The organism is Microbulbifer maximicatervae (SeqCode) (genome assembly GCF_052467225.1).
This window is the reverse complement of record NZ_CP174303.1, coordinates 3,218,113-3,230,294: the sequence shown is the minus strand read 5'-3', so window position 1 is coordinate 3,230,294 and position 12,182 is coordinate 3,218,113. Positions and strand designations below refer to the sequence as shown.

Below are 12,182 nucleotides of genomic sequence, written 5' to 3'. Positions count from 1 at the left end.
GAAAGTCTTACTCGCAGACTTACTACCTAAGCGGCAGCAAAGGATACTGTCGGTTCTTGAAAAAATGATTTCACAAGTTTCCTATTTTTCTTAATGCTCTTTAAATCTGCATTTGCACGGCTCATCAACGTTTCACCTTTTTTCAGCGGTTTCTTTGAGATCCCTATATTTCTGATGCGATTTCAGACCAATTCATCCGGGTTTAAGTCTGGTGCATATGGTGGCAAGATGACCATTTCAAGATTTCCATCCTGTGAACTGACATACTCCAATACCTTCTTCGATTTGTGTACTGGATGTCCATCAACTATAAGGATTACAGGCCGATTTTGACTCCTCTGAAAATTTCTAAAGCATTCCACGCACTTCTCTGCCGTGAACTTCCCATTGCAAATGTGATACCAGAAACCACCTCTGTTCGATAAAGCTGATATCGCGTTAATTGACTGTCTTTGACCACTAGTTTTTACTACTGGAGTCTTGATCCTGCCCATCTTTACGCGGATCGGTACTCCGATATTTCCAATATTCTGGCCACATTTTTTATCGGCAGAGAGTTTTGTGTACTTGGCTCCATCATGATATGCGCATCCATATTTATATTTGATAGTTATTGTCGATTACCTAAATCTATGTAACAAAAAATTTCTTCAATATTGTTGTTTAGGAGATTTATGGCGCAGTGTCATTGTCGAAGAGATCTCTTAAGTTATAGGAGTCAGCATTTCTATTCATTTAATAGATATACTGATTAATTTTTTTGGGAGTTTCAGGAGTTTTGGCTTTTTATTGGGTTTGTTGTTGAAATAGTTGAAGATGTCATGATTTTCTACAAGAAGTTTACAAAGGAAAGGCTCGTAAGGGGGGCACATTTCGCACCTCCCTGATATTTAACCACTCCAGCAACCAAACCTGCATACCCTTTTTACTTATGCAAAGGTAGCTGCTTCTTTAGGAAATGGGCTATTTGATCCGCGAGGACTTACTGACGAATGGCACCAGAGCTATTAACTGACATCCTGCATAGCAAACTGCTTATCACTGTAAGCGATTACAGCTAATTACTCCATTCAGGACAGTCAAGTTGAGTCGTTGATTAGCCAGACAGAAAAGCCTAAAAAGGTGTGTCGCCAATCGATAAATATGGTGGCGTGAAGTCTATACCAGTCGTCTTGTAGGCATAGATTACACATTACTTGCAGTGCTTCTGAGGGGGTATATTTTTAATGCGAAATTACGTCCATAGTGTCACGTAATATTTACCTATAAGCGCTTCAGGGCCTAAAGGCTGTCAATATTGAGTGTAAATCACCGTAGTGTGCCCTGACCATTTGTAGGAGCCCTAGTTTTCTGTTTGGGGGGCATGGGACTGGTAGCGTCATTCTCACTTTGTGTTGCCACCGCTTGAGCTGGATTGATACTTCTGTGAAGCGGTGTATCGATTTAGAGTTAATCCAGAGTCAGAAGTATCGGGTTATTATTTAGGAACTTCTAAATTCTAAAAAGATAAAGCTAAAATCAAAAGATTTGTCTATTTGAAGGGAGTAAGGTTCAAATTGTTAACCTTGCAGTAATCTCTACGTTTAAATAAGAAATGTAGCAATAGATTTGCTTGGTATTTTGTTAACTCTTTAATAGAGGAAGATATAATGGGATCAGTAAGTGGGGTAAATAACCAAGGGCGGATACCTGTCTCTAGCCCTGAAAATGGGGGGCAAAATCAGGCAAGCAATCCAGAAGGGGTGGTCTCAAAGAAAAGGGCTGGCCTTGGAGCTAAGATTTATTCACTTTTAGGTTGCTTAAACCCTATAAAAAGGGGTTCTCCTAATCCAAATGAGGTAGTACCTACAGAATCTCTAGGCGAACCTATAGTAAGGCCAAATTTGGGTCTGCCGCCCTTAAAGCCCCATATGCTTGAGGCAGCGCATGGATACAAGGTGTCAGATCCAGCTGTTGATCCTTCCAAGCCAATCTTTGATCGTGATGATAATCCGATCGTCTTCAGCTGGGGGTTACCTAGTGCACCAGAGAAGGATTTGACCCAGCAGAATCTTGATCGGTCTATGAATGATGAAGTCTACTTTATGCGGCTTTTATCTACGGAAGGTAGCCAGTTAAAAGAACATTGGATGAATGTCGGAAAGAAAACCCTTACGCAAGATAGTACTGAATTTTTGCAGGAATTTGGGCGTGCGATAAATGTAGGTGATACTACTGGGGCGCAAGAATATCCTACCATTGACCTATATATAAATAGGGCAAAAGCTGTCGTGTTGGAGGAGTTGGAATCAGGAAAAAGAGAAAATAGTCGCCTTGAAACTTTTGAAGCGATTGCGAAGAAGTATATTGAGGTTGACGATGATTGTGGGTTTGATTTTAGTAATGTTAACGCAAAGCCAACGTTAAACATATCTGGGGGGGATAGGTCGCTTGTTCTTGATGGTTTTAGGGATTTAGAGAAAGGTTCATCTATAATCTCTAAGGAAGAGGCAATTAATAAGATATTTGATGGTTACATAAATATAGTTCGTACTATCTATAACACTTTTGTCGATAATATGAACTCCAACCATCCCAAACATATAGTCGTTGGCAAGTCCTAAAAGATGATGTGAGCCTCTGAACAACTCAGAAATATCTCTGCGGGCCTTAAAGGCCGCAGAGGTCAGGCGCTGCTCGACGCGAATAGCCTTAGTCTTTTGCAAGAGCTTCAACGTAGCAGATAAGGCCTTTAAGGCCCGCCCTTCGGGGCTTGCAAAGCGGTTCACACTTTGCGCTACGACTTTTTGAAAGGTCTAGATATTCTGCGAAGCCGCGCTTTGATTGTGAACCGCTCAGCTAGCCAGAGACACCATAGGGTTATTTAGGGGCTCCCTTATTTAAGTTTGTATGTAAAAAAACATGAAAATTAATTCTTCTCAATCTGTTGGTGCTAGTTCTTCTTCTAGCAGTTTTCAATCGTTTGTTGAAGTGAGCGGTGATCAAACCTTAAATCAAGCTAACCGCCCGAAGCAATCCGGCTTTAAACGTAAGTTGCAGGTTGTGGGGCAAAGGCTACGTGGGGGATTGGCGCTCGTAGTGTCTGGCCTGAAAAGTAATAAAAATAATCGGGTATCAATTCCCAATGAAGTAGATTCAGCTGGTAAAGTAGGTCGGCAGTCAGTTGATTTCGGTCGGTTAGTGCGGCTGCCTGAACTTCACAAAGAAGCTGAGGATATCCTAGGCGGAAACGACTTAGCGCAATTAAAAAACTTTAAATCTAAAATCGATAAAGAGATTGAATATCTTCAGTCAATAGCAATTAATTTTGAATCAGATGGTGAGGGTAACAAGTATGTCAAGGGTGAGATTGAAACGGGGGGGAAATCGTTAAAAGATTTGTCAAGGAAGTGTGAGGCTTACTTAGTTCCAGAGAAGGATTTGATCCAGCATACTCTTGATCGATCCAGATCAGATGAAGTCTACTTTATGCGGATTTTATCTACGGAAGGTAGCCAGTTAAATAAAGTTTGGACAAATGCTGCACAGAAAGCTTATACCTATGATACTGCTATTTTTCTACGGGAATTTGCGCGTGTAATAAATGTAGGTGTTACTACTGAGCCGCAAGAATATCTTACCCTTAAAGGATACCTCGATCAGTTATATGATGCTTTGATAGAGGGCTTGTATTCAGGAGACGATAGTAACCTTGTGAATTTAGAAAATTTTGCAGATAAGGTTCTTAAGGCTGGAAGTAAGGATGAGATAAACGTATCAGGGGGTGAGAAGAAGCGTGTTATTGATGGCCTTAAACTATTAAGAAGCTTATACCAAGAGAAAGGTTTAAATAATCAAGATTCTGCTTCCGGTAGTTCACAGCGTAATTCAAAAGAACAAAGTAATAAAGATCTTGACTCTTTGGTCTCCGTTGATTTATCTGAGATAGATTTTTCTGATGAGTCATCGGTGGCAACTGTTAAGTCCTCCGATTCTATAGATGATAGTGTCTTCAAGGCAATTGATAATGTACTTGAAGGTTGTGATGATATAGTTAAAGAGATTTATGTTACTTTTGTACGAAACATGAATACTAATGGTAAGCTTCAGGAAAGCCTCCAAGAGCAAAATAGGGGAGATTTGACTGTATAAGCCTTTTTAGATTTTGAGTTCAGCTTCGCATTTAAAAATGCGGAGCTGTATTTGTAGTGAGTTTATACGTTGAGGGTGAGTTGTAATGAGTGCGGTTCCTTTGTTAGGATTTCTAAGGCTAAATGAATTATTTATTCAGTATAGATGGATATTTAGGCGCAAGGTGTCTTGCTTGGGTGCAAAATGAATAATTTTTCAACGGTTATTACAATTCGAAGATCAAGCTCAACAGAAGCATTATATGGTGCTCACACTAACAAGAAAATTAGTTCAAATTTTAGTCGCAATATTAGTCGTCTAATTAGCTGTGTCGCTGGAAGTCTTAAGGCGTTAATTTCTGGTTTAAGGCATAGTGGATGTAGAGAGATTGAAGTCTCAACAAAAATTCGGGCTGAATTGGGGGTAATAGGGGGTGCCTGGGCAATCGCACTATAAATGTGTGAAGATATAGCATAATAGCTGCAAATTCATACACGAAGTGACAACATGGATAAAGAGCCGCACAACATTGTCGAATTTTTAGGTGAAATTGAAGATCCCAGACGGGACAATGCCAACAAGCGGCATGAATTGATTGACATATTGGTCATTGCTCTCTGTGGCATGCTCAGCGCAGCGGACGATTGGGTGTCTATTGCTCAATACGGCAGAGCAAAAGAAGACTGGTTTACTCAGTTTTTAGCCTTGCCAAACGGCATTCCCTCTCATGACACATTTAACCGCGTTTTTTCCAGGATTGATCCTGAGCAGTTTCTGAAATGGGTTAATTCAATTCGCTCCGTGATGTGCAAAGAGATTGTGGCTGTTGATGGCAAAACATTGCGTCGCTCTCACGATGGCGAAAACAAGGCCGCTATTCTATAGTGTGATCAGTTGTTTGATTCCTCGGGTTTGGTCATTCGAAAAGCCGAATGTAATAGAATGTAGTGGCCATTTTTCAGAAGGTAGCGATGGATTTTCTGAAGCTGTTAGCGTTGGGGATTTGACCCAAGGCAATCTTGGTCGGAGTAAGGATGACGCACTCTACTTTATGCAGGTTTTATCTACGGACAGTAGCCGTTTAAACAGGGTTTGGACGGATTTCGCAGCGGAAAGCTATAATTATGACAGTGCTAATTTTCTACAGGAGTTCGGGTGTGTGATAAATGTCGGTGTTGTTACCGATCTCGAACGACAAAAAGATCTTACCCTTGAAGATTACATGGTAAAATTTAAAGCTAGACATACTAGGAGACTGGAAAAATAAAGACTATATCGGGCTTAATAATAAATTGGGAGATTTAGAATCTCTTGATAAGAAGTATATAAGGGGAACGGCGAAAATTCGCTAAATTTGGGAGCTGAAGATAGGAATCGCGTTGTTGATAATTTTAGAACGATACAAAATATATTTGATACAGCAGGCGAGAATAATTCGCATGCTCACTATGAATAGTGAGTAATCCGCTAAGCCAAAAAAATAGACAAAGGGCTTGACGCCATTGACGATCTTAGATCTATAACCTTTGCTGCGGAAAGCTTCTCCGATAAACCAATAGAGGCAACTGATATAGTTTTCTCCGAGGTAATTGACAGACTATTTAAGGGTTATGAAAAGGTGATTTATGTGATTCACGGAACCCTTAGAAGAAATATCGACGGTGATGCTAGGGATATGGTTAAGGAAAGCCTTAATAAAGAGGGGTTTACTCCCGGTAATTAGACTATTTTAAATTGTTGTGCAGTTCCGCATTCAAAAAAACGGAACTGTATCCGTAGTCGATTTACAGGTTGGCAGTGCATTTTTGCTGATGTAATTCCTTTTTCATAGATTTTACGGCTGGAAACTGGTTTTTAATATAGATGAATAATTTAAACGAAAGATATTTAGTTTGGGGGATGAAATGACTGGTATTTCAAGGGTTTCTTCAATCAGCAGTACAAATTCAAATGAAGCATTATCTGAGTCTCGGGCTGAGCAGAAAGATAAGTCAAGTTTCAGTCAGAACATTAAGCGTCTATGTGGATGTGTCCCTGGAGCTTTTCAGGCATTAATTTCCGGTCTTCGGAATAGTCGGTCCAGAGAGGTTGCAGTCCCAACAAAAATTCAGGGTGATCACCAAGGAAGTCGCGGGGAGATAAATGAGCTTATCGATAAGATCGACAAACATAGTGATACTGTCACTTCCAAGTTGGAGAGCTGTTCTGATATAGAAACTTTAAGGTCGTTGTTGAAAGAAAATAGTTCTTACGAAAGGGAGACACGTATAATTGGCTTTAAATTAGAGCATCAAGAACCTCTCACCGAATTTCAGAAAAGACAAGTAGATAAACTACAAGAGTGGTCGGGATATTTGGGTGAATTGGGCCTGGAATTAGGAAATAGATTAGAGAGTTTAAATGAAGATCCGCCTACGCTTGATCAGATCCGTGCATCTGGACCTGAAAAAGTCAGAGACGGAACATCTCTCGATGCCGCAGCCACGGAATCACAGAACGAAACTGAAGAAGAAGTGAAAAGTATCCGTAATATGACGGATGATGAACTGGAAAAATATGCGATGAATGAAAAGCTCAAGTGGCATAGAAAAGAAGGAGAAGAAGAAAAAGAATTTGATATAGTTAGCAAGCCTGGATTTGGCTTGCAAGAACTTGATGTGAACACTCATGAAGTCATTAGTGAATGGCCGAAAAAACAGTAGTGGTCCAGCTTATCTCCTTAGATCATAAAAGTGTTAAATTTCTATCGGATGGGTAGATAAAACACTTTGCTTGAACTTGACCTGGCAGATCATCGTCTAACCGGTATCTGTCAATCAAGTATAAATCCCTTTAGCGAGCTAATAGGGATTTTTTTAGGATGAGAGGAGTGGTTGGGGCCGGTGGACTATGGTTTGTTGGTTTTGCCCGTTTTGGGGATGCCCATGCAGCTTCCTCTCTTATCGCTGTATTTTGAAAATACTTGGCACTAGCGCGCCCAGTTATGTAGACGTACAGGTGGGTAGCTCAGCGCTCAGGGGGCCGACATTTAATTAACAGTTAGGTAAACCACCGCCTCTGGCGGTGAGACTTGACAGGGCTCTGCCGTTCCGGCGTGCAGAGTAAAAATATGGCCTCCATGAACCGGCAAGTTCTATAAGGGGGCCATATGCGAGATTGGCAGTGCCAAGCTTACGTGAAACATTATTGCAGGTACCACGTGGTGTTTGTGCCCAAGTATCGAAAGAAAGCGTTATTTGGGACATTAAGGCGGGAGATTGGAGCAATATGTCGAGACTTATGTCGTCAAAAGGGCATTGAGTTGGTCGAGGAGTACGCAATGAAGGATCACATCCATATGTTGTTAATGATTCTTCCGAAGTTCAGTGTTTCCAATACGATTGGGTTTCTGAAAGGGAAATCTGCGATCCAGATATTTCGGAAGTACAAGCATGTACAGAGAAATTTCACAGGAAGACACTTTTGGGCTCGGGGCTACTGTGTGAGTACATCAAAAATCAAGAGGTTGAAGAGCGCCGCCAAGAGCAGATGCGACTGGCAGGGTTGTAACTAGCCCCCTCTGGGGGCTTTCACCATACCACCCGCTATGCGGATGGTTGCTGATTCTTAAAGTGTGAGCTAGACTTTGCTGGTAAAATTAATGAGTTTCGAGCTGCTTAAATTTCAGTAGCGTTGAAATATTTCTTCCCTGCTCACTATCATTCTTAGTGAGTATTCCAAAATTCTGATTTTTTATAAGGGACTAGTCAGATAGAAACTGTAGGCGGCATTATATAATTTCAATGCTTGACCTGGGAATGGGTCGAATACATTTTGGGGAGGTTCATGTGTTTTTCGATAAAATTAACCGCAGAATACAGCATATCTTTGTTAAATTGAACACCACTGAAACGGTAGGTTTATTTGGTGCTTCTATGAGTATTAAAAAGTATGGTGGCAGATTGACGATAGAAGCCTCCATGGGGACAAAATTGCAGCGGAGATTAATTGGAGAGGGAGTCTCTGAATAGTTCCGTGAATCGCTCTGAAGGTACAGAAGGGCGGGCTTTATCCGCTGCGTTGTAGATCTTGCAAAGGGCTAGGGGCATTCGCGGTGAACTGTGTCTAACCTCTGCAGCCATCAAGAACCGTATAGCTATTATCGAATTATTCAGAGGCTCCTTGGTTCGGGCCAAATGTGATATAGCCTGTTGAAAAGGGGGCGGTTTTCACAGAGGTCCTAAATCTAAAATAACACCAAGGATAAATCCCATGATCCATACGCAGGGGACCCTGCATGGCTCAGTTATTATAATAATGCTCGCAACCACGAGGGTAACACGAGGGTAATATGTGTTGCGGCAGCACTCCGATGGCAACCCTTGAAGCCTGAAAAGGCTTCTGGAAGAAAAAATATACCAACTGAATTTGACCTGACAGAACACCTGCTGGAAAAATCGGTCACTATCAGATCAAGCCTGAACGACTACGGTTGATCGTTTATATAGACTACGCTATCACCATCCTCAATTTCGGGGGCAACGTAGCTTTTAATGGTTTCCTCATTGCTTTGGAGCATTGCATGGGCAGTCTCTAGGAAGTACTCCGCATCAGCGAGTAAAGTTTTGAGTTCGTCTTGCACTGCATTCTTGTCTTCGCCTTCATAGGCGTAAGCCCTTCCCCCTTGGATAATCGTCATTTTGGATCGGGCGTCTTCATTTTCTAGAATGTCGATTAACTTCTCTGTCTTAGCGGTAATGTCTCTTGCGAGGTTTTCATGAGTGGCGAGTGCCTCTTCAGATTCATGCTCTAGGTCGCTGTCTATCTCGCCGATTTGCTCAAGGGCTACACTGTGAGCAATGATTGTATGCTGGAGTTTGACAATATGGCTTCGCAGGTCTGAAAAATTTATTGGCTTCTCATCATCTAATTGCACTCTAATATCATCGATGGAGTCTTTGTAAGTTGATGCCAACAGTATGTCGATTTTATCCTTGAGAGGCTTGCTACGTTGTTCAGTTTTAACTTTAATGTCTGGATCTTGCTGGCGAGGTCGCCTGTTGAGTATTTTGCTAGCAAACTTATACTTTTTATCTATTAGATTCTGGAATTTGTCTTTAAAAATCCTCCGCCTCTCGGAGTCCCTGTGATCATACTTTCCCGCTTCCTTGGTATGCTTTGCTTTTTCAGCCAATTTTAGTTCGACATGTTTGTTCATTGCTTCAGGTTTTGTTTCGCTGGCCATTCTCTGGATCCGCTCCACTTCTTTGGCGGTCTCGGCCTCAGATTTTCTGGATTTTAAAGTAAGAGTACTTAAGCTTTCCCCCAATGTTTCACGTAGTTCGTCAAAAGACTTCTCACTGGGACCTTTAAATCTGTTAAGCCCTCGAGAAAAAGCATGTTTACAATTTTCTTGGAGCCTTTCCCTCTCGGCGGCGTAAGTGGAGGAACGTCCACCCTGACTACCGCGGGTATCTCTATGCCCGTTAGTGGGGCGAGTGGACTGTGTAGTGTTGGTTCTTCCTGTTGGGGGGATGCTCATGCAGCTTCCTCTCTTATCGCTGTATTTTGAAAATACTTGGCACTGGCGCGCCCAGTTATGTAGGCGTATAGGTGGGTAACTCAGCGCTCAGGGGACCGACATCTAATTGCTGCGGCAGGCCTGTTGGTTCGCTTTTAAACGCTAAGGTTGGAAACCTATATCCGTTGAGCTTTGGTGCATCTGAGCCCCTTCCTTAATAATTTATGTACGAGATTCAGTAAACATAAATTGCACCGGACCATTCCGCGCTATTATCGGCTTGATCACCATTAATGCCGGTAGCACTGCTGTCCTCAGAGTCAGCTACTACAGCCAGGGTATTGCCATCGGCACTGAGGCTGACAAAGCTACCAAAGAAATCAAGAGCTTCGGTATTGCTCGCTTTTAGGTAGGCCTGTTGTACCCAAGCTTCATTCACACGGATAAACACGTAGGCAGCACCTGCGAAGGTGGCTTCATTATTGAGCTGATCGCCATTAGCTCCAGTAGCGCTGCTCTCTTCACGGTCAGCTCCTACAGCCAGGGTATTGCCATCGGCGCTAATGCTGATGGAACCACCGAAGGAGTCACCAGAGCCTAAATTAGTTTCCTCAGTATTGCTGGCTTTAAGATAGGCTTGCTGTTCCCAGGCGTCATTCACTCGGGCAAACACATAGACCGCGCCGCTATCGATGGCACTATTATCGGCCTGATCACCATCAATACCGATAGCGTTGCTATCTTCGAAAAAAGCTCCCACAGCCAGGGTGTGGCCATCGGCACTGAGGCTTACAGATGTACCGAAGAAATCACGAGCATCGGTATTGCTCGCTTTAACGTAGGCCTGCTGTACCCAGGATCCCTCACTTTGGCTAAAAACATAGACGGCACCTGCTGCGCTGGCGCTATTATCGGATTGATCGCCATTAATGTCGCTAGAGCTGCTACTCTCGTGATTTGCCCCCACAGCTAGGGTTTGACCATCGGCACTGAGGCTTACAGTGGCGCCGAAGAAGTCACCAAGATCGGTATTACTGGCTTTGATATAGGCCTGCTGTAGCCAGGCTTCATCCTCACGGGAAAAGACATAGACGGCACCAGAGTTTTCGGCGCTATTATCATCCTGTTCGCCGTTAGTACCGGTTGCGCCGCTGTCTTCGGAATCAGCCCCTACAGCCAGGGTGTCACCATCGGCACTGAGGCTTACAGAGGTACCGAAACGGTCAAAAGTATCGGCGTTGCTGGCCTTGAGGTAAGCCTGCTGTGTCCAGACTCCGTCCTCTTGGGTGAATATATAAACTGTGCCTGCATAATCGGCGCCATTCTCCGATTGATCGCTAGCAAAACCGAAAGCTGCAAAGTCTCCGGCATTAGCCCCCACAGCCAAGGTGCGACCGTCGGCACTGAGGCTGACGGAGCTACCGAACTGTTCACCAGCATTAGTATTACTAGACTTGAGGTAAGCCTGTTGCTCCCAGGCGCCATTTACTCGAGTAAACACATAGACTGCGCCCGAATCCTTGGCGCTATTATCGGATTGGTTGCCATTGGTACCGGTAGCGTCACTGTCTTCGCGATCAGCCCCTACGGCCAGGATAAGGCCATCGGCGCTTAGGCTGATAGAGAATCCAAAAGCGTCACGTGGATCGGTATTGCTAGCTTTAAAGTAGCCAATGCTCGCCGCTAGGCTGTCACTAACAGAGAGCAGGTCTGAGTCACTACACTGTTCTTTCTCTCCGTCGCTGTTACAAGCCCTCAGTAGATATTGTGCATTGGTGCGGGCGAAGAGGGGAACTTCCAAAGCCAGGGTGCCGCTGCCCTGGGGGATATTCTCAGCGACTGGGCTAAAGCCTGAGTTCCCATCGGGGTTTTCCAGCAGATGGTAATGGGTAGCCCCTTCCGCGTCGGTCCAATCAAAGCGGAAAATCTTGGTCGCCTCGAAGATAAGGGTGAAATCCTGAGCTGCTCCAGGGGTAGCAGGTGGCTCTTCTGCGGGTGGCTCTTCTGCGGGTGGATCTTCTGAGGGTGGATCTTCCGCAGGTGGATCTTCTGCAGGCGACTCTGTTGCTGCTGGTTCTTCGTCGACAGTCTCTTTATCACTGGAGCCTCCGCTACATCCAGAAAGGATCGAGAGAAGCAGCAGCATTAGTAGAACTTTGTAATATTGAATGGTCATTTTTTGTTGGCTGTTGGGTATAGATAAAAAGAGATGATTATCCTAATAGCAGATTTATTTTCTTTAATTTTCGGGCTTCTATTTTTAGGTTTTAGGCATTATTAGCGAGTGGTTCGTGCTGCTATCGCGAGAGGAGCCTAATTGATAAAGCTGCGTGATGAGGTGGGTGGAATCAGGCTATTGCGGTAATAGGTTTGCAGCCTTGTGGAAATGTCCTTTTTAAGCCTTCCTGTTGGACGGTGTTTCGGAGCCAGGCAGCCTATAAATTTGCGATTATTTTGTTTTTAAAATTTAAGGATAGGGTGGGTAAGATAGGCTCCTTCCTAGCCTGGTAGATATCGGTCACTAAATGCCATAATCGTGGTTATGGCAACTTTACTTAGACTTGATTTCAAG

General features: G+C 43.4%; 9 protein-coding genes. 6 read left to right on the top strand and 3 right to left on the bottom strand.

Going from position 1 to position 12,182, the window contains the following annotated elements; translation table 11 throughout:
- Window positions 1–182: 182 nt before the first annotated feature.
- Complete coding sequence (locus tag ACJJIZ_RS14255; protein WP_444913863.1) at window positions 183–494, bottom strand: transposase; 312 nt, start codon at window positions 492–494, stop codon at window positions 183–185.
- Window positions 495–1,649: 1,155 nt separating this feature from the next.
- On the opposite strand from ACJJIZ_RS14255, the gene ACJJIZ_RS14250 reads away from it, so the two are divergent.
- The 6 genes from ACJJIZ_RS14250 to ACJJIZ_RS14225 all read left to right on the top strand — a co-directional run bounded on the left by ACJJIZ_RS14250 (window position 1,650) and on the right by ACJJIZ_RS14225 (window position 8,120).
- Complete coding sequence (locus tag ACJJIZ_RS14250; RefSeq protein ID WP_444913862.1) at window positions 1,650–2,603, top strand: hypothetical protein; 954 nt, start codon at window positions 1,650–1,652, stop codon at window positions 2,601–2,603.
- A gap of 298 nt (window positions 2,604–2,901) precedes the next feature.
- Window positions 2,902–4,131 carry a hypothetical protein gene (locus tag ACJJIZ_RS14245; RefSeq protein ID WP_444913861.1) on the top strand — a complete coding sequence of 410 codons (1,230 nt, stop codon included), beginning with the start codon at window positions 2,902–2,904 and terminating at the stop codon, window positions 4,129–4,131.
- Between the two features lie 486 nt (window positions 4,132–4,617).
- Complete coding sequence (locus ACJJIZ_RS14240; protein ID WP_444913860.1) at window positions 4,618–4,995, top strand: ISAs1 family transposase; 378 nt, start codon at window positions 4,618–4,620, stop codon at window positions 4,993–4,995.
- Between the two features lie 1,019 nt (window positions 4,996–6,014).
- A complete protein-coding gene (locus ACJJIZ_RS14235; protein ID WP_444913859.1) occupies window positions 6,015–6,812 on the top strand; it encodes a hypothetical protein in 798 nt (265 codons plus the stop codon).
- 446 nt (window positions 6,813–7,258) lie between these two features.
- The gene (tnpA, locus tag ACJJIZ_RS14230) at window positions 7,259–7,663 is read left to right on the top strand and encodes an IS200/IS605 family transposase (RefSeq protein ID WP_444913664.1); all 405 of its coding nucleotides are present in this window, start codon (window positions 7,259–7,261) and stop codon (window positions 7,661–7,663) included.
- 274 nt (window positions 7,664–7,937) lie between these two features.
- Window positions 7,938–8,120, top strand: coding sequence for a hypothetical protein (locus ACJJIZ_RS14225; RefSeq protein WP_444913858.1), 183 nt, complete (start codon window positions 7,938–7,940; stop codon window positions 8,118–8,120).
- 455 nt (window positions 8,121–8,575) lie between these two features.
- Here the strand turns inward: ACJJIZ_RS14225 and ACJJIZ_RS14220 are convergent, their stop codons facing one another.
- Window positions 8,576–9,631 carry a hypothetical protein gene (locus ACJJIZ_RS14220; RefSeq protein ID WP_444913857.1) on the bottom strand — a complete coding sequence of 352 codons (1,056 nt, stop codon included), beginning with the start codon at window positions 9,629–9,631 and terminating at the stop codon, window positions 8,576–8,578.
- A gap of 214 nt (window positions 9,632–9,845) precedes the next feature.
- Entirely contained in the window at window positions 9,846–11,786 is a 1,941-nt protein-coding gene (locus tag ACJJIZ_RS14215) for a histidine kinase (RefSeq protein ID WP_444913856.1), read from the bottom strand.
- Between the last annotated feature and the right edge of the window lie 396 nt (window positions 11,787–12,182).